Source organism: Roseovarius nanhaiticus, from assembly GCF_900156535.1.
GTDB lineage: Bacteria > Pseudomonadota > Alphaproteobacteria > Rhodobacterales > Rhodobacteraceae > Roseovarius > Roseovarius nanhaiticus.
Genome location: NZ_FTNV01000001.1, coordinates 765,672 through 787,334, shown reverse-complemented (window position 1 = coordinate 787,334; position 21,663 = coordinate 765,672). Strand labels below are relative to the sequence as shown.

The 21,663-nt window shown below is 63.7% G+C and carries 19 protein-coding genes; 5 read left to right on the top strand and 14 right to left on the bottom strand.

Translation table 11 applies throughout. From position 1 onward, the window contains the following. Nucleotides 1–59: 59 nt before the first annotated feature. Both BW975_RS03780 and BW975_RS03775 read right to left on the bottom strand, forming a co-directional pair. Nucleotides 60–4,262, bottom strand: a complete 4,203-nt coding sequence (locus tag BW975_RS03780) for a translocation/assembly module TamB domain-containing protein (protein ID WP_083686969.1) — start codon at nucleotides 4,260–4,262, stop codon at nucleotides 60–62. Nucleotides 4,263–4,267: 5 nt separating this feature from the next. After that, on the bottom strand, nucleotides 4,268–6,097 hold the full coding sequence (locus BW975_RS03775; protein WP_076531084.1) for an autotransporter assembly complex protein TamA: 1,830 nt from the start codon (nucleotides 6,095–6,097) through the stop codon (nucleotides 4,268–4,270). 331 nt (nucleotides 6,098–6,428) lie between these two features. On the opposite strand from BW975_RS03775, the gene BW975_RS03770 reads away from it, so the two are divergent. The 3 genes from BW975_RS03770 to BW975_RS03760 are packed head-to-tail and all read left to right on the top strand — an operon-like array spanning nucleotide 6,429 to nucleotide 9,022. Further along, on the top strand, nucleotides 6,429–7,874 hold the full coding sequence (locus BW975_RS03770; RefSeq protein ID WP_076531083.1) for a cytochrome ubiquinol oxidase subunit I: 1,446 nt from the start codon (nucleotides 6,429–6,431) through the stop codon (nucleotides 7,872–7,874). A gap of 3 nt (nucleotides 7,875–7,877) precedes the next feature. Continuing rightward, on the top strand, nucleotides 7,878–8,909 hold the full coding sequence (gene cydB, locus BW975_RS03765) for a cytochrome d ubiquinol oxidase subunit II (RefSeq protein WP_076531081.1): 1,032 nt from the start codon (nucleotides 7,878–7,880) through the stop codon (nucleotides 8,907–8,909). Then, the gene (locus BW975_RS03760) at nucleotides 8,909–9,022 is read left to right on the top strand and encodes a DUF2474 family protein (RefSeq protein ID WP_076531079.1); all 114 of its coding nucleotides are present in this window, start codon (nucleotides 8,909–8,911) and stop codon (nucleotides 9,020–9,022) included. Before cydB ends, BW975_RS03760 begins: the two co-directional genes overlap by 1 nt. Before the next feature lie 9 nt (nucleotides 9,023–9,031). Here BW975_RS03760 and BW975_RS03755 read toward each other — a convergent pair whose 3' ends face one another. Both BW975_RS03755 and BW975_RS03750 read right to left on the bottom strand, forming a co-directional pair. Next, nucleotides 9,032–10,126, bottom strand: coding sequence for a DegT/DnrJ/EryC1/StrS family aminotransferase (locus BW975_RS03755; RefSeq protein WP_076531078.1), 1,095 nt, complete (start codon nucleotides 10,124–10,126; stop codon nucleotides 9,032–9,034). Then, nucleotides 10,123–10,533: a sugar 3,4-ketoisomerase gene (locus tag BW975_RS03750; protein WP_170846553.1), complete on the bottom strand. Its 411-nt coding sequence runs from the start codon at nucleotides 10,531–10,533 to the stop codon at nucleotides 10,123–10,125. The genes BW975_RS03755 and BW975_RS03750 overlap by 4 nt, the downstream gene beginning before the upstream one ends. Nucleotides 10,534–10,794: 261 nt before the next feature. On the opposite strand from BW975_RS03750, the gene BW975_RS03745 reads away from it, so the two are divergent. Further along, nucleotides 10,795–12,183 (top strand): cytochrome ubiquinol oxidase subunit I, encoded by a 1,389-nt coding sequence (locus tag BW975_RS03745; RefSeq protein WP_076531075.1) that lies wholly within the window; start codon nucleotides 10,795–10,797, stop codon nucleotides 12,181–12,183. 2 nt (nucleotides 12,184–12,185) lie between these two features. Beyond that, nucleotides 12,186–13,196: a cytochrome d ubiquinol oxidase subunit II gene (locus BW975_RS03740; protein ID WP_076531073.1), complete on the top strand. Its 1,011-nt coding sequence runs from the start codon at nucleotides 12,186–12,188 to the stop codon at nucleotides 13,194–13,196. A gap of 165 nt (nucleotides 13,197–13,361) precedes the next feature. On the opposite strand, the gene BW975_RS03735 is transcribed toward BW975_RS03740, so the two are convergent. The 10 genes from BW975_RS03735 to BW975_RS03690 form a co-directional block, all read right to left on the bottom strand. Next, a complete protein-coding gene (locus BW975_RS03735; protein ID WP_076531071.1) occupies nucleotides 13,362–14,465 on the bottom strand; it encodes a phosphatase PAP2 family protein in 1,104 nt (367 codons plus the stop codon). 454 nt (nucleotides 14,466–14,919) lie between these two features. Continuing rightward, nucleotides 14,920–15,390, bottom strand: a complete 471-nt coding sequence (locus tag BW975_RS03730) for a Dps family protein (protein ID WP_076531070.1) — start codon at nucleotides 15,388–15,390, stop codon at nucleotides 14,920–14,922. 104 nt (nucleotides 15,391–15,494) lie between these two features. Continuing rightward, nucleotides 15,495–15,917 (bottom strand): hypothetical protein, encoded by a 423-nt coding sequence (locus BW975_RS03725; protein ID WP_076531068.1) that lies wholly within the window; start codon nucleotides 15,915–15,917, stop codon nucleotides 15,495–15,497. 65 nt (nucleotides 15,918–15,982) lie between these two features. Then, nucleotides 15,983–16,243, bottom strand: a complete 261-nt coding sequence (locus BW975_RS03720; protein ID WP_076531067.1) for a DUF1289 domain-containing protein — start codon at nucleotides 16,241–16,243, stop codon at nucleotides 15,983–15,985. 106 nt (nucleotides 16,244–16,349) lie between these two features. Next, a complete protein-coding gene (locus tag BW975_RS03715) occupies nucleotides 16,350–16,517 on the bottom strand; it encodes a hemin uptake protein HemP (protein WP_076531065.1) in 168 nt (55 codons plus the stop codon). A gap of 484 nt (nucleotides 16,518–17,001) precedes the next feature. Continuing rightward, a complete protein-coding gene (locus BW975_RS03710) occupies nucleotides 17,002–17,751 on the bottom strand; it encodes a ChaN family lipoprotein (protein ID WP_076531064.1) in 750 nt (249 codons plus the stop codon). Between the two features lie 11 nt (nucleotides 17,752–17,762). Then, on the bottom strand, nucleotides 17,763–18,545 hold the full coding sequence (locus BW975_RS03705) for a heme ABC transporter ATP-binding protein (RefSeq protein ID WP_076531063.1): 783 nt from the start codon (nucleotides 18,543–18,545) through the stop codon (nucleotides 17,763–17,765). Next, nucleotides 18,542–19,588 carry a FecCD family ABC transporter permease gene (locus BW975_RS03700; RefSeq protein WP_244512564.1) on the bottom strand — a complete coding sequence of 349 codons (1,047 nt, stop codon included), beginning with the start codon at nucleotides 19,586–19,588 and terminating at the stop codon, nucleotides 18,542–18,544. Before BW975_RS03700 ends, BW975_RS03705 begins: the two co-directional genes overlap by 4 nt. A 28-nt stretch (nucleotides 19,589–19,616) precedes the next feature. After that, nucleotides 19,617–20,480: a heme/hemin ABC transporter substrate-binding protein gene (locus tag BW975_RS03695; RefSeq protein WP_076531060.1), complete on the bottom strand. Its 864-nt coding sequence runs from the start codon at nucleotides 20,478–20,480 to the stop codon at nucleotides 19,617–19,619. Further along, complete coding sequence (locus tag BW975_RS03690) at nucleotides 20,477–21,529, bottom strand: hemin-degrading factor (RefSeq protein WP_076531058.1); 1,053 nt, start codon at nucleotides 21,527–21,529, stop codon at nucleotides 20,477–20,479. Before BW975_RS03690 ends, BW975_RS03695 begins: the two co-directional genes overlap by 4 nt. Nucleotides 21,530–21,663: the final 134 nt, after the last annotated feature.

Here is a 21,663-nt window from a genome sequence, read left to right as displayed (position 1 = left end):
CGAAAAAGGCGGCCCGCGATGGGGCCGCCCTAATCTGTTCCGCACTGCGCCAAGCGGCGTCAGTAGTCTTTCTCAAAGAAGACGCCAAGGCCGCTGTTGCCGTCCGCGCTGAAGCTGCCCTTGGCCTTGAGCCGCTTGTTGATGCGCAAGTTGAGGTTGATCTGCGTCTGGCCGTCGCTGTCGACCTCGACCTCGGAATAGACGTTCTCGGACAGGTATTTGCCCGCGCGCACCTCGGTCTGGTCATTGGCGCCTGTGGTCACATCAAGGTTATCAAGGCCGATCCCCTCGCGCAGCGAGCCGACGACGCCGCCATTGCCCCTGCCCGTCAGTGTCGCCACCGCCGAAGCCAGCTGCACCGCCTGAAAGGCCGAGATCTGGCTGAGATCGCGCCCAAAGATCAGCTGCGAGACGACCTGATCCTGCGGCAATTCGGGCTGTGACTGGAAGGTGATCTCGGGCTCGTCCGCCGGTCCCTCGATGATGATCGAGATGTTGATATCACCGCTCTCCGTCTGGGCGACCAGCCGCAGGAAGGGCACGAAACTGCCCTGCAGGCGCAAACTGCCCTCGGTCAGATCGAGGCGCTTGCCCAGCAGGTCAAGGCGCCCCCGGATCAGGCTGAACTGACCTTCGGGGATCACATTGGCCGTGGTGCCGCGCAACCGCAGGCTGCCCCCCAGCTCGGCATCAAGCCCGCGGCCCCGAATGAAGATCTGCGAGAAGGCGTTGACGTTGACATCGAGGTTGTAGACCGGGCCACCACCGCCGCCGTTTCCGCCATTCGCGCTGCCGCCCGTTTCGAGCAGATCGGCGAAAGCGCGCGTGCGGCGCACGGCGGCAGGCTCGTTCACATGCTTGAGGCCCGGAAGGCTGGCGCCGGACGAGATCGCGCCGCTGGGCACCTGCACGTTTACCTCCGCAAGGTTCACAATCCCCGCGATGGTCGCACCGCCCAAGGCCGGGCCATTGAAGGTGATGCCCCCATTTGCGGTCGTGGTGTAAAGGCCCGGATCGGTCAGGCCGACACTCAGCAGATCAACGGCCACATCCGCCTGATAGGGCGCGGCGAGGCCGACACGGCCGTTGACCGCAATGCGGCCCCCGCTGCTGATGCCCGCGCCCATGGCGATCTGGGCGGCGCCGCCCGTCAGGCGGATATCGGCGCTGATCCCTTCGAGGGCCAGCTGCACCTTGGGCAGGGCAAGGCCCGCGCCGCTGGTGGTGATCGTTCCCGTCACAGATGAGGGTGCGGGCGGGCCATTCACCCGCAGATCGAACTGTGCGATGCCCGACAGGCTGCGCGGCTCGATAAAGGAGTTGGCCAAGGCCAGCGGCGCGCGGCCATTGACGCTGAGGTCCAGATTGCCGTCATTCGCAATGCGCCCCGATACATCCGCCGTGATGCCAGCGGGGCCTGTCCCGTCCAGATCCACGATGTAACCACCGCCATCGCCGCGCACCGTGCCACTGACCGTGGCGGGCCCGGGGATGCCGGGCGCAAAGAGCGCGACATTGGCCAGCCGCGCGTCGATGGTCGCGGACGCGTTGCCGTCCGTGCCAAGGGTGCCCGAGGCATCCGCCGTCAGTTGCGATGTGTCCAGATCGGCACCTTCGATGACAATCGTACCATCTGCCCGGCGCGCCACATCGGCCTTGAGGCTGGAGGTACCGCGCAGCAGCTGATCAACCTGCGGGATACCGATGGCCAGGTTGTTGCCCGTCACATCCACCTGCGCCTCGGCGGCGCCGTCCGGCGCGTAAAACCCGGTGGCGGTTGCGTCCAGCATCGGCGTTTCCACCTCGCCGCGCTTGAGCGTGATGGTGCCCTCGGCGCTGCGCAGCGCCTCGATCTGCGCGCGCGAGCGGCCTGCGAGGATGCGGTCCACCTGCGGGATGCCGATGGCCAGATCGTTGCCGGTGATATCCGCCGTGCCTTGTGCAGTGCCATCGGCGCCCATGTAGCCTGTGACATCGGCATCTATCTTGGGCGTCGTCAGCAGGCCCTTGCTGAGCGTCAGAGCGCCATCGGCGCTGCGCTGGGCCGAGATTTCGGCGCTGGAGGTGCCGCGGAGGATGGGATCGAGCTGCGGGATATCCACGGACAGATCTTGCCCGTTCACCACGATGTCGGCCTGTCCGCTCAGCGTGCCGGCATTGCCCTGCGCATCCACCACGACACTCGCCGCGCCGCCCAGATCGCGGCCCGCAAGGGCCGAATAAGGTGCGAAATCGCTGGCAACGGCGCTGGCGCGCATGTCGAAGATGCCGGGCTTGAGATCCACCAGCTCGATCGTGCCATCTGCCGTGACGGTGGCCTCGCCGGGGCCCGAGGCACCGGCCTTGAGCGTCCAGATATTGCCATCCTGATCGGCCCGCGCGGTCAGCCGCGCAGGGCCTTGCAAGGCCGGCTCGATAAGTGAGGCATCGTCCAGAGCCAGCTCAATACGGGCCTCGCTGCCATCCGACTTATACGCAGCAGAGGCGGTCAGATCCGTCGTGGGCGAGGTGACGTTGAGGCGGTCCAGGAACGTGCCGTCACCATTCCGGCGGGCGGCGACGTCCAATTGGGTCGTGCCTCGCAACAGCGGATCGAGGCGCGGCTGGCCAACGGCCAGATCCTGCGCGCTGCCGGTCACGGTCGCTTCGATATTGCCGTTCGAGGGCGTGTAACCGCCATCGACCTGCACGTTCACTGCGCCGTCCAGCGCCGTTCCGGCTAGGTCGGCAAAGCGCTCGATATCGGCGGCCTCGACGGCGACGTTGGCGGTAATCCGGGGCGTTTCGCCCTCGGTCAGTCCCAGAATGGCCGCCTTGCCGGTGATATCGTAATCGCTGCCGGTCAGCGACAGCTCGCTCAGGCGAAACGGATCGCCCTCGGTCCAGTCAAAGACGATGTCCCCGCGCAGCGCATTGCCAAGCGCGGTCGACAGGCCCGGATCGACCAATGCCAGACCATCGATGGCCAAATCCAGCGCGCCGTCCACAGTGCTGGGCTCTCCCTCGCCGCCGCGTGAAATCTTGCCGCCGCCTTCCAGCACGGCCTGCTCGAGGTTCACGTCAATCCGCTCCAGACCGCGGGCCTTGAGCGACAGGTTCCAATTCTCGCCCTCGTTCAGATCGTAATCGAGGACCAGATCAAGATTATCCAGCGTCGTCCGCTCGCCGGCCAGCGGCAAAAGCACAGGCTTGCCATCGTTGGAGGCGATACGGCCCGTCAGATCAAACCGTTCGGGCCAGCCGTCGGCGGCGAGTTGCAAGCTGCCGTCCAGCGTCAGCGCAGCGGCGGTCAGCGACAGGGTCTGGATGCCAAGGCCCCCATTTGCGGGCTGCGATCCCTCCACGACCAGCGCCATCTCCGTGCCGAAGAATTCGCGGTACTCGGGCGCAAAGACCGGCGCGATATCACCGCGCACATCGGCGGCGAAGCTGAGCGGTGCATCCGCCTCTCCTTCCGCGGGCGCGGGCGCCTCGATGCTGACCGTGCCGCCCAAGCGTCTTTCGCCCGCCGTATCGAGAGCGATCTCGGCGGTGAAATCCGATAGCGGCGCGTCGCCCTTGACCGTCAACGAAAGCGACGGCGCGCCCGGAATCCCCATCAATTTGGAGGCGATGCCGCCCTCTTCCTCGTTCCAATCGATATCGATTCCCAGATTTCGGGTCTCGTTGGCGTAGGACACCGCGATCTTGATCGCGTCCTCATCACGATCGATCCGGCCGATGTCCAGCTGCGCGTTGCCAGCGCCATCGGCCAGCTGCACGGACCCCAGAAGCGACAGGATCACCTCTTCGCCCACAAGGGGCGCGCCCAGCACCAGACGTTCGACTGAGACCTCCTCGACATTGATCGAGACGGGCAATTCAGGCAGAGAAAATCCCGTCGCTTCCGCATCGGGGATCTCGACGGTCTCTTCGGCGTCCGGCAGGCGCGGCAGCAGGATTTCTGCGGCCGACAGGTTCGTCACTTCGAGACGCCCGCGCAGCAGCGCCAGACGGCTCCAGTTCAGCGTGACATCGCGAAGGGTCAGCCAGACACCCCGATCGTCGGCCACTGTCAAAAGATCCAGCGTCGCCTCACTGCTCAGCGCGCCCTCGAACCCCTCGATGCGCACGGACCGGCCCGCACCAGACAGGTTATCCTCGATAAAGCCCTGAAGCAGGCCGCGATCCTCGTCCTCCTGCGCCGCCGCCATCTGCGGCGTCATCAGCGATGCGGCCAGCGTCAGGGCGCAGAGGATGCGCGCAGTGAATGCTCGTGTCATATGTCTCAAAACGCTTGTCCGATGCCGATATAGATCTGAACGCCGTCCCCGGTGCTGCCCGATACGGGCGCTGCCACGTCGAACCGGATGGGGCCGATTCCGGTGGCATAGCGGATGCCGATGCCCGCGCCGCTGTGCCAGCGGCCACTGTCGTCATAAAGGCTCTCGGATCCGATATAGCCGACGTCGAAAAACGCGACGGGGTCAAAATTGCCTGCAATATCGAAGCGCGCCTCGGCGGAGGCTCCGACAAAGCTGCGCCCGCCCGTGATGGCAAAGGGTGGCCCGACGCCCAGCGACTGGTAGGGATGCCCGCGCACCGTGTTGCCGCCGCCCGAGTAGAACAGAAATTCTTGCGGTGTGTCCGCCAGGCTGGCGCCCAAGACGCTGCCGAATTGCAGCCGCGTCGCCAATGTCAGAAAACCGCTATCCGTCACTTCGCGGTAGGCGCGGCCATCCAACAGGATGCGCCCGCCGCTATCCTTGCCATCGAGAGCGATGAAGGGCGTGACCTCGGCCTGCGCATAAAAGCCCTTGGACGGGTCCAGCGGATCGTCGCGGTTGTCATAGGTCGCCTTGAGCGGGATCAGCAGATGAAAGAACTCGCTGCGGCCCGTCACGTCACGCTCTTCCGAGTAACGCAGCCCCAGACCCGCCTCGACCGTCAACTCGTCATTGATGATGCGGCTGAAGCCGAAGCCAAGCTCGGCACTGTCCGACAGATAATTCGGCTCGTCTTCTCGGGCGATATTGCCCAGCACAAAGAGCGTCGTGTCCGCACCGAACGTCGCGGGGCGCTCGAACCGGGCGCCGACCTTGTAATCGATACCGCCCTCGAAGCCGCCCGTCTGACTGCCGATGCCGCCGACCTCGACGTCAAATCGCAGACGCTCGGCCCCGCCCAGAAGGTTGCGGTGCAACCAAAAGCTGGACACCGTAAGACCTTCGTTGCTCGACACCTCGATGCCGGCGCCGAAACGGCGCGGCTTTTCGTCGGCGATGTTCATCTGAATATCCATGACATCGCCATCGCGCAGCGTCTCGGATTCGGTGAGGGCGACGGATTTGAAGGCGCCGGTGCGGCGGAGGCGCTGCGCGGATTTCTTCAGCTCCTCAGGGTCAAAGCGCGTCCCGGTCGGCAGACCCGCGATCTGGCGCAGCCGCTCGGAACGTACGTCACTTTCAGATGTCTGGACCAGATTGCCGAAGGTCACGACCGGACCGGGCTTCAGCATGACTTGCGCTGAAAGCGTGTTGGTTCTGTGGTCGGCGACGATGTTCTCGCCCACGATCTCTGCCTTGGCACGGCCCTGGTCGCGCCAGCCGCCAATGCCGGCATCCGCCGCAGCGCCGATGACGGCCGCGCGGGCCGGCTCGCCGGGGGTGAATTCTTCGGGCAATTCAGTGCCGGGGGCCAGCGGGGTGATCTCGGTTTTCGAAAAGCCGAAAATAAAGTCGGGAAGGACAGTGACAACGACCGTATCGACGCCGTCGGGCTTGGCGAAAGGCGACAATGTGCCCGCCTCGCGCCCGTCAATGGAAATGCGAATGACGCCACTGTAATAGCCGAACTTGTAAAGCACGCCGAGCAGATTGGCGTAATCTGCATTGGCAGCGGCGATGATATCCTGGGGACTCGTGCGCCCATCCTGCTTGGCCGACAGGATAAGCGACGCATCCACCAACGCGTCGCGCAAATCCTCGTCCACGGCTGGAATTTCAAACCTGAGATTCTCAAGCGCCTGCGCGGTCCCGGCAGAAATCGATCCGCCAATGGCAAGAGTGGCGGCGACCGCGATAGACGGCAACGGGCGCGCTGCTTTTCTGAAACCCACTGGTATGTCCTTGTCCCTGGTAGCGGCAGCGTTCTGGCGCTTTTGCCGTAGATTCTAGGCTAAGAACCGTTCATCGGCCAGCAGGTTCCCGCACGGCATCTTGTGTGGTGGCGCATAAATACAGGTATTTACCGAAATATGCACAGCTCTGTGTGTCATTTCATGGGGTTGTAAGCATCCGGTGAACAAGGGCCGCGCCAAATATAAACAAAATGTGATCGCCTTCGGCCCTGATGTCCTGCCCCCGCGTGGCGATGCGCCGCAATGCAGCATGGGTTGGCTCTGGCTGTGGCGGGCGCTACCTATGGTTTAGGCCGTAGCGAGGTTTATCATGCTGGGATCCTTCGATGCTGTGTTTTTGGCGCGCATTCAGTTCGCCTTTACCGTTTCATTTCACTTTCTCTTTCCGGCCTTCACCATCGGCCTCGCCAGCTATCTGGCGGTCCTGAATGGGCTTTGGCTGACGACGCGGCAGCAAAAATACCTCGACCTCTTTCGCTATTGGGTCAAGATTTTCGCCCTCGCCTTTGCCATGGGCGTCGTGTCGGGGATCGTGATGTCATATCAGTTCGGCACCAACTGGAGCGTCTTTTCCGACAAGGCAGGGCCGGTCATCGGTGGGCCCATGGCCTACGAAGTGCTGTCGGCCTTCTTCCTCGAGGCGGGGTTTCTGGGCATCATGCTTTTCGGGCGCGAAAAGGTGGGCGAGCGGCTGCATATGGCCGCCTGCGCTGCTGTCGCGTTCGGCACGTTCTTTTCAGCCTTCTGGATTTTGTCGGTCAACAGCTGGATGCACACGCCCGCCGGGTTCAGTATCGACGCGGCCACGGGCCAGTTCATGCCCGAAGATTTCTGGCAGATCGTCTTCAATCCGTCCTTCCCCTATCGGCTCATGCACACCGTCACGGCGGCCTATTTGACGACAGCGTTTATCGTCGGCGGCGTCGGCGCCTTTCACCTTTTGCGACAACGGCGCCGTGGCGCGAAGGCTTCGCCCGCAACGCGCACGATGTTTTCGATGGCGATGTGGATGGCGGCGATCGTGGCCCCGGTTCAAATCTTTCTGGGCGACCTGCACGGTATCAACACGCTGGAACATCAGCCCGCCAAGGTGATGGCGATGGAAGGCCATTACGAGAGTCACCCCGACGGCGCGCCCCTCTATCTTTTCGGCCTGCCCAATGACGAAACGCAGACGCTGGATTATGCCATTGGCATCCCCAAACTATCGTCGCTTATCCTCAAGCATGACCTCAACGCACCCTTGGCGGGGCTCGACACGATCCCCGATGACGAACAGCCGCCTGTGGCCGTTGTGTTCTGGTCCTTTCGGATCATGGTGGCGCTGGGATTTGCGATGCTGGGCATTGGCGTCTGGTCGTTGTTCGCGCGGTATCGCGGCAGGCTTTACGACGCGCCATGGCTGCACCGCGCGGCTGTAGTCATGGGGCCATCGGGCCTGATCGCGGTTCTGGCGGGATGGGTCACGACCGAGGTGGGACGCCAGCCCTACACGGTCTACGGCCTATTGCGCACCGTCGACAGCGCCGCGCCTTTGGACGCGCCCGCCGTGGGCGCTTCGCTGGTGGCATTCGTCGTGATCTATTTCGCGGTCTTCGGTGCTGGCACCTTCTACATCATGCGGCTGATGTCGCGCCCGCCCCATTCGGACGAGGAGCGGTTCAAGGATGTCGTCGACGGGCCAACACGTGCGGCGGGCATCACCCCCGCCCCCGAAGAAGCCAGCCGCCGTCCCCGCGCCATGAAGGAGGTCTGAGACATGCCGATCACCGAAGGATTCGCGATCGACCTGACGACGATCTGGGCGTTCCTGATCGCCTTTGCGGTTCTGGTCTACGTTGTGCTCGACGGGTTCGATCTGGGCCTCGGGATGCTCTTCGCGGTCGAGCGCAAGAAGGGCGATCGGGACGTCATCATGAACTCGGTCGCGCCCGTCTGGGACGGGAACGAGACATGGCTTGTCCTTGGCGGCGGGGGCCTCTTTGCGGCCTTTCCGCTGGCCTATGCGCTGATCCTGCCCGCGCTTTACGTGCCCATCATGGCAATGCTGCTGGCGCTTATCTTTCGCGGGGTCGCGTTCGAATTCCGCTGGCGGACCGAGAGGGGGCGCTGGGCCTGGGATGCGGCCTTTATCGGCGGCTCTTCGGTCGCGTCCCTGTCGCAAGGGATCGCCCTCGGGGCCATCTTGCAGGGCATCCAGATCGACGAGGCCGCGCGCGCCTATTCGGGCGGCTGGTGGGACTGGCTGACGCCGTTTTCGCTGACTGTCGGGATTGCCGTGATGGTCGGCTACACCCTATTGGGCGCGACATGGCTGGTGGCCAAGACCGAAGGACCATTGCAAGAGCGGATGCGCAAGCGCGCTTGGCCGCTGGGCGTGATCACTCTCATTTTCATCGGGCTGGTCAGCCTCTGGACGCCCTTCTTGCAGGACGGCTATTACAGCCGGTGGTTTGGGGGCTGGAACATCGCCCTCGCCATAGGCGTGGGCGGCGCGGTGTTGCTGATCGCGGCGCTCATGTTCCGCTCTCTCACCATTCACAAGCATGACTACCGGCCCTTCATCTTGGCGCTGGCGCTTTTCGCACTGTGCTTCGTGGGCCTCGGCGTGTCGATGTTCCCCTATATCGTGCCGACCGAGGTAACGATCTACGAGGCGGCGGCGCCAGCGCGCAGCCAGATGTTCATGCTGGTCGGTGCGTCGATCCTGCTGCCGATCATCCTGGCCTATACCGCCTATGCCTACTGGGTCTTCCGCGGCAAGATCGACCCCGAGAAGGGCTATCACTGATGGCCGGGGATGAGCGCCCCCTGTGGCAGCGCCTCGCGTGGTTTGCCGGGCTTTGGCTCGCCTCTATCACCGTGCTCGGCGCCGTGGCCTACGCGTTCAGGCTGATGATCTGACCGGTTGTCTTAGCTGAGCTCTATCACACGGTCGATCACATATTCGGTTTGCGCATCCGTCTGCGCCGGGCACATCGGCAGGCTCAGCACCTCTCCTGCCAAACGCTCGGCAATGGGCAGGCTGCCGGGCTGGTGGCCGGCATCCGCATAGGCACGCTGGAGGTGCGGCGGGATGGGATAGTGGATCACCGTGCCGATGCCAGCCTCCGCCAGCCGCCGCTGAAACGCATCGCGCTGCGGGTGGCGCACCACGTAGAGATGCCAGACCGGATCGGCCCAATCGGGTACATGCGGATGATCCAGCCCCACCTTGGCGAAGGCCGCGCCATACATCGCCGCGATCTGCCGCCGCCGGGCGGTGGCGGCATCCAGCGCCTCCAGCTTGACTGCCAGTACGGCGGCCTGAATGGGATCGAGCCGGCTGTTCACGCCCTTGACGTCGTTCTCGTACTTCACCGCCGAGCCGTAGTTGCGCAGAAGGTTCACCTCCTTGGCAATCCGTTCATCATCGGTGGTCAGCGCGCCGCCATCGCCCAACGCGCCAAGGTTCTTGGAGGGATAAAAGCTCCAGGTGCAATGTCCCTCAGCCCCCACCTTGCGGCCCTTGTAGCTGGCGCCATGCGCCTGCGCCGCGTCCTGCAGAATATGCAGGCCATGGCGCGCCGCGATCGCGTTCAGCGCGTCCATATCAGCGGGCTGCCCATAGAGATGCACGGGCAGGATCGCACGGGTGCGCGGCGTGATCGCCGCCTCCACCGCCGCCGGATCGAGATTGTAGGTATCCTCGCGGGGCTCCACCGGCACCGGCACGGCGCCGCATTGCGACGCGGCGAGCCAGGTGGCGATATAGGTGTTCGACGGCACGATCACCTCATCCCCCGGCCCGATACCCATCGCGCGCAAACCGAGGTAGAGCGCATCGAGCCCGTTGGCGACGCCCAGCGCATGGGGCGCGCCCAGATAGGCCGCATAGGCCGCCTCGAACGCCTCAAGCTCGGGGCCGCCGATGAAATAGCCCGAGCGCGCGGCACGCAGCAGCGCCGCCTCGATGGCGGGCTGGATGGGCGCGCTGGCGGCGGTCAGATCGAGAAACGGAACCTTCACGTTGCGCCCACGGCGGCGAGAAATTCGGCCTTGTCGCGGATATAATCGCTCTCGTCAAAGCGTTCGGACGCCATGACCATGCAGACCGACCCGGACGAGAAGTTGTCCAGATAGCGCCACATCATCGGGCAGACATAGACCCCGAAATAGGACCGGTTGAGGTGAAACCGCTTGGAGGCAAAGCCGTCATCCAGCACCAGATCGAAACTGCCGGACATGCAGATCACGAATTGATGCAGCGCTTTGTGCGCATGCTCGCCCCGGTCGGCGCCGCCGGGCACGTCATAGAGGTAATAGACGCGCTTGATATCGAACGGGATATGGCTGCCCCCCTCGACAAAGGTCAGGTTGCCGCGCGCGTCGGCGATCTTGGGCAGGTCTATGATCCGGCAGTCACTGAGAGGCATGTTGGTCTTTCGCAAATTCGTCAGCCATGGCTACAACATCGCCGCCGCGCCCGCAAATGCGCTGTGGCGATGGCGCCGTGGAAATGGACATCGGCGATCCCGATCGCGACGCTGGGCGGGCCGGGGGCTGTTAGCGTCTAAACTCGGGAAAATCAGGCACTTGAGGCGCGCGCACATTGTCGCATGACGGTGCGGCAACGGGGGTATGGCCCTATATGTCCATCAGTAAACCAGACCCTTGGATTTAACCCGGAGCCTTCGGTGGACACTCTTCTTCTTTCGCGTATTCAGTTCGGCGCAAACATCTCGTTTCATATCCTCTTTCCGACCATCACGATCGCACTCGGCTGGGTGCTGCTGTTCTTCAAGCTGCGCTTTTCCGCCACGGGCGAGCGGAAGTGGATGGACGCCTACATGTTCTGGGTGAAGGTCTTTGCGCTCAGCTTTGCCATGGGCGTCGTGTCGGGCATCACCATGTCCTTCCAGTTCGGCACCAACTGGCCCGGTTTCATGGAGACGGTGGGCAATGTCGCCGGCCCGCTTCTGGCGTACGAGATCATGACAGCCTTCTTCCTCGAGGCGGTGTTCCTCGGGATCATGCTCTTCGGTGCCTCGCGGGTAAAGCCGTGGGTGCATACGACCGCCACGTTCCTCGTGGCTTTCGGCACCACCATGTCGACCTTCTGGATCATCGTGCTGAACTCGTGGATGCATACGCCGCAAGGGTATGAGCTGCGCGAGGGCGTCGTGCATGCGACGGACTGGATGCAGATTATCTTCAACCCGTCGATGCCGTACCGCTTTGTCCACATGATGCTGGCCTCTGGTCTGACCGTGGCCTTTCTCATCGCTGGGATCTCGGCGCTGCGCATGCTGTGGGGCGACCGCGGCGAGGCGGTGAAATCGGCGCTGCGTGTCGGCATCATCACGGGCGCGGGCCTCATTCCGCTGCAAATCCTCGCGGGCGATTTCCACGGCCTGAACACGCTGGAGTATCAGCCCGCCAAGGTTGCCGCGATGGAAGGCAATTGGGAGACGGGGCCGAACGTGCCGCTGGTCCTCTTTGCCATCCCCAACGAGGAAACACGCAGCAACGATTTCGAGATCGCCATTCCCAATGGTGCCTCCCTGATCCTCAAGCATTCGGCGGATGGCGTGGTGCCCGGCCTCAACGACTTCGTCAGCGAAGATGGCGAGGTTCTGCATCCGCGCGTCGCGCCCGTCTTCTACAGCTTCCGCGTGATGGTGGGCACGGGCATGGCGATGCTGGCCCTGTCCTGGGGTGGCCTCGTGCTTCTGCGCCGTTACGGCGCGGGCAATATGCCCACGCTGCCGCTCTACGCCTTCTGCGCGATGAGCTTCAGCGGGTGGATCGCCACGCTGGCCGGGTGGTACACGACCGAAATCGGGCGCCAGCCCTGGCTGGTGCAGGGCGTGCTGGCGACCAAGGATGCGGTCAGCGACGTGCCCTCGGGCATGGTCTGGACCACGCTGGTCGGATACCTCGTCATCTACGCCGCGCTGATCCTGGCCTATATCGCCGCCATCACCTACCTCGCCCGCAAGGCCGCCAAGGGTGATCCGCTGCCCAATCGCGAGCAGCCCGCCGCCGGCGCCGCCGAGCCCGCCATGCTGCAGCCGGGAGAATGACGATGGACATGTTCGGCGATCCGGCCATCTGGCTGCCCTGGACCTTCGCGGCCCTCATGGGCCTGTCGATCCTGATCTATGTCGTGCTCGACGGGTTCGACCTGGGTGTGGGCCTCTTGATGCCGCTGGCGGATGACACGGAAAAGGACATGCTTGTCGCGTCTATTGGCCCCTTCTGGGACGCGAACGAGACATGGCTGGTGCTGGCGATCGGGATCCTGCTGGTGGCTTTCCCGCCCGCGCACGGTGTCATACTGACGTCGCTCTACCTGCCCGTATTCGTGATGCTGATCGGCCTCATCCTGCGGGGCGTCTCGTTCGAACTGCGCGCCAAGGCGCCGCCCAGCCAGAAGGCCCTATGGAACGCCGCCTTCTTTGGCGGATCGCTGATGGCTGCGCTGGCCCAGGGCTTCATGCTGGGGATGTATGTGATGGGGCTGGCTTGGACACTGCCCAATGTTGCGTTCGCGGTGCTGACGGCGGTGTTCTTGACGGTCGGTTACAGCTTCATCGGGGCAACATGGCTGATCCTGAAGACGGGCGGCGCGCTGCAGGCGCATGCAATCCGCTGGGCCAAGGGCGGCATCTGGGGGCTGATCCTGGGGATCGGGGCGATCTCGCTGGCGACGCCCTTCGTGTCAGCGCGCATTTTCGATAAATGGTTTGGTATGCCGCAGATGCTCTATCTCATGCCCCTGCCGATCCTGTCGGCGGCGCTGGTCGGGTTCCTGTGGTGGAAGCTGCGGCGCATGCCGCGCACGAATGACGCTTGGTCCTGGTCACCCTTCGTGGCCGCCACCGCGCTTTTCATGCTGGCCTTCGGCGGGATGGCCTATTCGTTCTACCCTTATGTCGTGCCCGAGCAGATCACGATCTACGAGGCGGCCTCGGCCCCCGAAAGCCTGATGATCATCCTGATCGGCACGCTTTTCGTGCTGCCCGCGATCCTCGGCTATACCGTGCTGTCCTATTACATCTTCCGCGGCAAGGCGACGGAGCTACGATACGACTAGGCCCGCGCAAATTGCGGACGCAGTGCGAAAAAGGCTTGGGAGATGACGTCGATGAGGCCGCCGAGGCTCTGCCAGAAGACTGCGCGGCGGCCCTTGATGGCAAAGCCATGATTGCCTGCCTAATCCGCCGGATCTGCGCGGGGATTGCGCGCGCCATGCCGCACTTCAAGCGCGCGCGGACGACCGATCAATTCGGCTTTGGACGCGCGCCAGCTTGGCCCCCGCAAACCAGCAAACCGCTGCCACCAAGAACCCTGCATATCCATCAATCGCATAATGCCAGCCCAGCATGACCGATCCCAATTGGATCACCACGGCAAAGCCCACCATGATCCAGCCCAACGTCTTGCCAAAGCGGAACGCATGAAAGGCCATGATCCATGAGGTGGCAAGGTGCATGCTGGGCATTGCGGAAATACCGCTGACGCCGGAATTGTTTTGAGCGTTTTCCAGTAGCATCGCCTGCAGGTCGACAGCCATCAGCGCATATTGCGCATTGATCCCCAGCAGCATGTCCTTCAGCGGTGCAAACTGATCGCCGAAGCCGAAGTCCGCAAAGTAGATCGGGCCGACCGACGAAAAGAAGACGGCAAAGACAGAGCCGCCGACGATCCAGGTCAGGGTGAAAGAGATCAGGTAGCTGTTGCTGCGCATGGGGTTCTCGCGATCCATGCAGGCGATGAACGAGAAGAAATAGATCAGGAGGAACCAGGCCGAATACGCCAGGTCGAGACCGCGCAATGCGGTCGCGTTCGCAAAAATGGGACTGAACAGGGCGTAAGGGTCGTGACCGCCGTGCATTTGCCGATCGAGCCGTGCGAAAGTGCCGTCCCACGAGAACGGGTTGAGCTGGGGAATGGTCTCTTTGACATAGGCAAAGACCGCCGCGAAAAAGATGATCGCAAGGATCGCGATGCCCCCACTGACCAATCGCCTGTGATCATAGAGGAAGGTGCTCTTCAGATCTTGCATCATCCAGGCAATGGGTTTGGCCGGGCGGACGGCTACTGCCATGTAGGCAAAGCGCCAGATGATCATCGTCGCCAGAAAAATCGGCACGAGGCTTGCCAGCATGAGCGCAAGAATGGTCGGGCTGACGGTGCTGACGGGCGTTGCCGTATAGACGCCGATCAGCAGGGCAGCCACATAGTAGGCCAGCACCAGAACAAGCAGGATACCGTTGTCCCTGAGGGATTGAACGATCAAGCGCGAAAGGCCGCCACCCGCAACAGCGGATGTGTCGAGTTCGAATTTTGCCTGTATCGTCATGCCAGCCCTGCCTCATGAAACACCGCAAATATCCAAAGAAAGCCGGGCAGGTCTTTGTTCTGACTATGGCGATATCTTGGCACGTGACGCGCGCATAACTCTGGCGTCATCCGGCGGCTACTCTGGCCTGACCACTTCAGCTGCGATGTGCCGGGCATTGCGGGCCATAACGGGTGGCCCCGCTCTGGCACGGCTGCGCATGGCCATCACCGATTTGGCTGATGTCACGTCTGAGGTTCGCGATGCGCGGCCTCAACTTCCTCTTCGAGATCGCAGGCGGGGGCGCCACCAGCTTGCCGCCCTTGTCGAATGGAGAAAGGTCAGTCAGTGTTTTGGCAATCGCGGCACGTGGCGCCGCAGGCCCGCATCTCATGGCAAAGCGGGCGCTGGCCAGCGAAGTGCCAGCCGCGCCCGGTGCAAGATCAATGCCAGTGGCCGGGTCCGGCTGCTGCGGTTACGCCAGATGCGCGCGCAGCATCCAGGCGAATTTCTCGTGGGTCTGGCCCCGTGCGATGCACAGATCCTCGGTCAGAGTGTCGCCGTGCTGGGCCGCGAGTTCACCGGCACCGGCAATTGTCTCAGCCAAGGTTTCCTGCGCCTCTTTCAAAAGGCGGATCATGTCCTCGGCCGCGGGTACGCCTTCGACCTCGGAGACTTTGGACCGCTGCAGCATGCCGCCCAGCGTGCCTTCGGCATGAGCGCCCAACGCTTTCACACGCTCGGCCAGATCATCCTGCCCGATAAAGTGGTCTTCGTAGATCTTCTGGAACAGATCGTGCAGGGGGCCAAACGCCATCCCGGTCACGTTCCAGTGGAAATTCTGCGCGAGCATCGTGGTCACTGCGGTCTCGGCGACGCATTGGTTGAGAGCTTCGGCGATCTGCGCTGTGGCATCCGTCGAAAGGGCTTGGGCGGTCTGGGTCATCACGGCCTCCTGCGTTGAAATAGGGCGCTGGCTGGCATTTGGCTGGCTCGCAGCCAAACATTAGAGCGCAGATGGCCGTTCAGCAAGACCAATTTAGAATCTTTCTAAACTTGAGGAAATTTGTCGATGACCGCCCGGAGCAGAAAGACCAGATTGCGGTGCAGATGTTTCTTGACCCGTGAATTCAGCAAAAACGTGGCACTGTCCGTGTCATCCGTTTTCAGGCTGCGGGCCAAGGCCAGCAGCCATGCCTCGTCAAAGGACATATCGGACTCGTCGACGCGGTAGATGACCGGTCGCCGACCCAACGCCTGCGAAAGGCCGCGCATCAGCACTTCGGACGCGGCTTGCGCGGCCACGTGGCGATTGCCCGACAGAACCGCACAGGCGCCAAAGAGGTCGACGTATTTCTTGCACCGGCTGCGCCGGGCGACGTGGCGCACATGCGACAGCAAGGTCGTGCCTTGCAGCCCTTGCCCGAGGTCAAATCCGTATTCGACGTCCGGTTTGCGAAGTGCTGCGCCCATATTCACTCCCTTTCTTCTCGTATCGTCATCGGCTGGGATGCCCAATTCACAAGCCTTGAGGGAGCTTACGCTGCCGCATCCTTGTTGAGCATTCTCAGTGACACGTTCTTCTTGCGGCACTTCTTTTCATAGGCCGGCTCCCAATGCGCGTAGCGGCCCATGACCGCCTGCTGCGCGACCACCAGCTCGACGAAAGCCTCGCGATGCGCGTTTTTCTCCAATGCCTTGAAGGCGGATTTCTGCGCCTTGGTCATCGAGCATCCGATGCAGTGGCCGTCACGCTTGAACTTGCAGACGTCGATGCAGGGGCTGGGAATTTTTGCCATGATGTCCTCTAGATGCGGGCCGGGCGGCTGGCCTGAGTTGGCAGGGACTGTCGCTCAAGTGCCTGCGTTAAGCGAGCCACGGGCGGCAATGCGCAGGGTTCGTGCCTCACTTGGTCAGGATCAGCTTGCCGGCGCGGGTGATGCGCAGCGTGTAGGTTTGATCATCCAAAACGACATTTGCCTTCACGCCGTCCCGGACCAGGTCGCGCGCGTCATAAGTCGCAGTATCGTCTTGATGTTCGACGGGGCGGGGTGCCGGGGTGTGCTGTATCATGGCCAACGCGCCCTTTCACCGGCGGACACGCGGCTGCGTTCCATGTCGAAGAGACCTTCGAGGGCAAATCCTTCAAGGCAGGTACAATCGACGCTGCACTGAGCAAACTCGCGCCAGACCCCAGGGGCGGGGCTGGGTGTCTCGGGCCTTTGCGGCGGCGCAGATCGTTGCATGGCGGGTCTCCTCATCTCTGGCAGCTTTGTTAAAAACGACAGCCCCGCCGTGAACCCATTTTGACGACTTTATCTCGACCAATAGAGTCGGGAATTACCTATGCTTAGCCTATCCCGACTTTTTCAGTCAAGATATGAATTGCGGGATCAGGCACAAGAAATCGAATGGGCAAGGCCGCGCCGATCAACCGGATCGACCAGAAATCGTGGAAGCGGGACGCGCCCTTTTGCAGCTTGCGGTTTGGACCGACGCGGGCCTGCGCAGCTCGAAACGCCTTGATGATGACCCGAGCCTGAATTCGGATGCCTCTTTAATCTGACGAAAGGGATTTGCACGGATCGTCGCGGTCCGCCGGAGGGACGACGCGTATCTCATCAAAAGGCATGTCGGTGACTTGCTCGACAAAACCGATGGCATGGGTGGTCACAGCGGGCGCTGCGCGCGCGATCATCGCGGGAACACCCCAATCGGTGCGGGCATGGCCGTTGCCCACGATCACCGCGACGGGTGGGCCGTAGCGGTTCAGCGCCTCAAGCGCGCTGCGGGCGAAGGCTGCATCGCGGTAGCGCTGAACCGCGACCATGCCGGCCATGGCGTCGCGCGGCATGGCCGCGCAATGCGCGTCGAACTGTTGATCCTCGCGCTGGCGCTGCTGATCCTCGGGCAGCGCGGCATCGAGCCCGTAGCGCGGCGCCTCGGGGCCAAACAGATCTGCAGGCCCGATTGTAAAGACGGCGCGCACAGTATCGCGCGGTGCGGCGGCGCCGACGATACGCGCCGCGCCGAACGCATCGAAGATCGGGCTGTAGATCGCGAAGTCCTGCCAGCCGCTCTTTGCCCACGCCTCCGCTATGAGGCCGCGATCGGCATCGGCCCGCTTGGCCTCGGCGGCGGTCAGCATTTCGAAGACAACCGCAGTGGGCGCCAAATTACGTACCGCGTCAGCCTGGCCCAGATGCGCATCGGGATTGTCGTGAACTTCGCCAAGGATGACGATATCGGCGCTTGCGGCGGCTATGGCGGGAGCGGCGAGGTACGCGAGAAGGAGGGCAAGGCGCATGGAAGATCCTTTCAGGCAGAGGCCGCGTGCGGCAGGATATAGGGAATGCCCTCAGGTGGCGGCGCGCAGACGCGCAGGGCGCAACCGTAGGCACGCGACAGAACCGTGTCGGTCAGCACGTCGCCCGGCGCGCCAAAGGCGAGGCGTTCGCCCCCTGCCAGTACCGCGACCTTGTCGGCGTATAACGCGGTCAGGTTCAAATCATGCATGACGGCGATCACCCCGCCCCCCGCCCCGGCGAATTCGCGGGCGATCTGCATGACCTGCAACTGATGCGCGATATCAAGGCTCGACACAGGCTCATCCAGCAGCAGCCAGCGTGGTATGTCATTCGCGATGGGCGCCCAGACCTGCGCCAGCACGCGTGCCAGCATGACGCGCTGCGCCTCGCCGCCCGACAGCTCTGAAAAGCGGCGGTTCGCGTAATGCATAAGGCCCACGCGCGCCAGCGCGCGGAGTGGGACGTCTAGGCGAGCGCCCGCTGTCCCCGCCTGCTGGCCAAGGCGGACCACCTCGATCACGGTGAAGGGAAAGGCAAGCTGCGAGGTCTGCGGCAGGACGGCCCTTTGCGCGGCAAGATGCCAAGGCTTCATCGCCCTGATATCCCGCCCGTTCAGCGCGACAGTACCCTCATAAGGCAGGCTGGCACTCATGGCGCCCAATAGCGTCGATTTACCGGACCCGTTCGGACCGACGATCGCCGTCACCTCACCGGGCTGCGCGGTGAGGCTGACACCTCCCAGCACCTCGCGCTGGCCGTATGAGACGCGGATATTTTCGGCACAAAACGTCATGACAGCGCCACCCCACGGCGTTTGATCAGGATCCACAAAAAGACCGGCGCACCCAGAACGGCGGTCACGATCCCGATGGGAAGCTCGGCGGGCGCGATGACCGTGCGTGCAATGACATCCGCAAGGATGAGCAGAGTGGCGCCCAGAAGCGCGGAATTGAGCAAAAGCGTGCGGTGATCCGGCCCCGAGGCCAGCCGCAGAAGATGCGGCACTACGATCCCGACAAAGCCGATCCCGCCCGAGACCGCGACGGCGGCGCCCGTTGCCGCGGCAACGGCAAGGATGGCGATGGACTTCATGCGCTGCACGTCGATGCCGATATGCGCCGCCGTCGCCTCGCCCAAGGCCAGCCCGTTGAGGCCGCGCCCGAGCATCAGGGCCGCGGCAATCGCGGCAAGGATCATCGGCCCCGCCGCCAGCACCTTGGTCCAGCTGGCCCCGGCCAGCGATCCGAGGCCCCAGAAGGTCAGATCGCGCAACTGCTGGTCATCGGCGATATAGACAAGGATGCCAGACAGCGCGCCCGCCAGCGCCCCCAGCGCGATGCCCGCCAGCAGCATCGTTGCGACCGACGTATGCCCCCCACTGGTCGAGACGCGGTAGAGCAAAATGGTCGAGCCCCAACCACCAACAAAGGCTGCGACAGGAACCAGCTGATTGCCTGCGGATGCCGCCACCCAGGCGGGCAGCAGTCCGCCCAGTACAATGGCGAGGATCGCGCCCAGCCCCGCGCCGGCACCGACGCCCACGATGCCGGGATCAGCCAGAGGATTGCGAAAGAGCCCCTGCATCACCGCGCCCGAGACCGCCAAGGCGGCGCCCACCAGAACGCCCATGGCAAGGCGCGGCAGCCGGATGTCCAAGAGGACCACACGCTCCATCTGGCTCAATGCTTCGCCCCGCGCGAGGGCCGCCACAAGATGCGTGATCCGCACGTCGGTGGCACCGATTTGCAGACTGAGCAGGCAGGCAGCCACCAACGCAGCCGCCAGCAGCCAATGCAGCCTGCGTGCCCGCGTCAGGCGTCCTGCAGCAACATGCATTTCGGTGTCGAGAACCGCGGACACAGGCTTAACTGCCGCTGTCATAGACCGCGCGGCTGAGCTGCGTGACAGCCTCGGCAGTGCGCGGGCCAAAGCCAAGCAGAAGCAGCCCGTCCATGCGAATGACGGACCTTGTCCGTGCCGCGGGCGTCAGCGAGATTGCCGGCATGGCCAAAAGATCCTCATCGGAGATGCCGTGATCGCCGCCGCGATCCATCATCAGGATCACATCGGGTGCGGCCCCGCCCACGGCCTCGTCCGTCATCTGGCGGTAGCCCTCGAAATCCGTGACGGCGTTCAAACCGCCTGCCATGCGGATGATCGCGTCGGCCTCGGTCCCGGCGCCCGATGCCGTGACCCGGCCCCCTTGGGTGGAGAGAATGAACAGCACGCGCTTCTTGCCCGCCTCGGGCCGCTTCGCGCTCCGGGTTGCATCGGCAAGCGCCGCGCCGACTTCGCCCCCAAGCGCCTCGGCACGGTCGGGCACGCCCAGCGCGGCGCCGATGATCTCGATCTTGCGCAAGATGCCATCTGCATCCCGCGCGTCAGGAACTTCGACCAGTTCGACATCAGCGGCGCGGATCACGTCCAGCGCCTCGGGCGGGCCAGCCCCCTCGCCCGTGATGATCAGGGCAGGATCGACCGACAGCACCCCCTCGGGCGACAGGGCGCGCATGTAGCCCACATCGGGCAGCTCGGCGATCTCGGGCGGATAGCTGGATGTCGTATCGCGCGCCTTGAGCCTGTCCTGCTGACCGAGCGCCACGATGATCTCCGTCACGGCGCCACCGATCGACAGAATATCGGCCTTCGTCTCGGCCAGCGCGGGCGCGGTGGCGACCAGCCCCGCCATGAGGGCCGCGATGGCCCGTGTGCTGCGCAGGCGGATCATGCGGGCACCTCCTCGCGCGTGGGCAGCCCGGCGACGATCCGGCCCCAGTCGGCGCGCGAGTCGCGCCCTTCCTTGCCGACGCCGAACACCTGAAAGATGATGCCGCCCTCTGTATCGAACGCCTCGACCGAGATTGCGGGGCCGCGCTGCGTCGGCTTTTCCACGGCCCAAAGCTCGGCCACCTTGTCCAATCGCAAATGCAGGTTGAAACCGGGGTCCATCACGTTTTGCCATGGCCCCATGGGCCGCAATTCGCGCAAGGGGCCGGTATGGATCTGGATGCAGCCGCGATTGCCGACAAAGATCATCACCTCGATCCCCGCGCGCTGCACGGCGTTCAGCATCTCGTCGGCGGCCTTCGGATCCAGCGGGCGCACGAAGGGCGCACCGGCGATGCGGTAGGCGCCGAGGCGGTTCATCTTGAGCTTGGCGCACAGGCGCAAAAACTGGTGCGTGTCGGTCAGTTTCGACCATTCCTCTCGCAGCACGTCCAGCTTGTCGGGCCGTGATTTCGCTGCTTCCACGGGCGTGCGAGGTTTGACATCCTGCCCCTGTGATTGATCGTCCAGCGCCAGACTGGCGACAATGCCGGGCCATGCCGCGTGGTCGGATGTGTCCCGCAAATGGATCTTGTGCACCGCATCGCCCGCCGCATCGAAGATCTGCAGCGACCGGCGCGGGCCATCATCGGTGGCCGCTTCGACGGCGAAGGCATGCACCCAGTGCGAGGGGAAGATGCGCAGGTCGATCTCTTCGGTCAGGGTCATCGCGGCATGCGCGCCGGGGTGGTAATTGCCGTAGGTGCCGACCTTTTCATGCACGCAGGCCTCGACGCGGGTGAGGGCCATGACCTCGCCCAGCTTTTCGGCGGCGGGGATGATCCGGTCGGGATGCGCGGCGATTCGCGTGGCGCCCTGGCCCACATGGGCGGCGACCAGCTGCGCCTCGGCGATGCCCAGCTTGTCGGCCGCATCGCGCGCGCGCAGCTTGGGGTTTTCGGCGATGAACGTGCGGATATTTTCGGGGCTGGGGGGGACTTGCTGGGTCATCGGGGCATCCTCGGAATGGTTGGGTCCGATGGCTGCGCCCGACGGGTCCGGTGCGTGGCTCTCTCAAATTACTTGACTGTTTTAGTTGGATACGGTTAAGGCTGCAACCCGTTGCGGTAACGATTATCGCCAAT

Bases quoted from the DNA above. Each gene is read 5' to 3' on its own strand.
- BW975_RS03780 (WP_083686969.1), bottom strand. From the start codon at position 4,262: ATGACACGAGCATTCACTGCGCGCATCCTCTGCGCCCTGACGCTGGCC.
- BW975_RS03770 (WP_076531083.1), top strand. From the start codon at position 6,429: ATGCTGGGATCCTTCGATGCTGTGTTTTTGGCGCGCATTCAGTTCGCC.
- cydB (WP_076531081.1), top strand. From the start codon at position 7,878: ATGCCGATCACCGAAGGATTCGCGATCGACCTGACGACGATCTGGGCG.
- BW975_RS03760 (WP_076531079.1), top strand. From the start codon at position 8,909: ATGGCCGGGGATGAGCGCCCCCTGTGGCAGCGCCTCGCGTGGTTTGCC.
- BW975_RS03750 (WP_170846553.1), bottom strand. From the start codon at position 10,533: ATGCCTCTCAGTGACTGCCGGATCATAGACCTGCCCAAGATCGCCGAC.
- BW975_RS03740 (WP_076531073.1), top strand. From the start codon at position 12,186: ATGGACATGTTCGGCGATCCGGCCATCTGGCTGCCCTGGACCTTCGCG.
- BW975_RS03735 (WP_076531071.1), bottom strand. From the start codon at position 14,465: ATGACGATACAGGCAAAATTCGAACTCGACACATCCGCTGTTGCGGGT.
- BW975_RS03730 (WP_076531070.1), bottom strand. From the start codon at position 15,390: ATGACCCAGACCGCCCAAGCCCTTTCGACGGATGCCACAGCGCAGATC.
- BW975_RS03725 (WP_076531068.1), bottom strand. From the start codon at position 15,917: ATGGGCGCAGCACTTCGCAAACCGGACGTCGAATACGGATTTGACCTC.
- BW975_RS03720 (WP_076531067.1), bottom strand. From the start codon at position 16,243: ATGGCAAAAATTCCCAGCCCCTGCATCGACGTCTGCAAGTTCAAGCGT.
- BW975_RS03715 (WP_076531065.1), bottom strand. From the start codon at position 16,517: ATGATACAGCACACCCCGGCACCCCGCCCCGTCGAACATCAAGACGAT.
- BW975_RS03710 (WP_076531064.1), bottom strand. From the start codon at position 17,751: ATGCGCCTTGCCCTCCTTCTCGCGTACCTCGCCGCTCCCGCCATAGCC.
- BW975_RS03705 (WP_076531063.1), bottom strand. From the start codon at position 18,545: ATGACGTTTTGTGCCGAAAATATCCGCGTCTCATACGGCCAGCGCGAG.
- BW975_RS03700 (WP_244512564.1), bottom strand. From the start codon at position 19,588: ATGCATGTTGCTGCAGGACGCCTGACGCGGGCACGCAGGCTGCATTGG.
- BW975_RS03695 (WP_076531060.1), bottom strand. From the start codon at position 20,480: ATGATCCGCCTGCGCAGCACACGGGCCATCGCGGCCCTCATGGCGGGG.
- BW975_RS03690 (WP_076531058.1), bottom strand. From the start codon at position 21,529: ATGACCCAGCAAGTCCCCCCCAGCCCCGAAAATATCCGCACGTTCATC.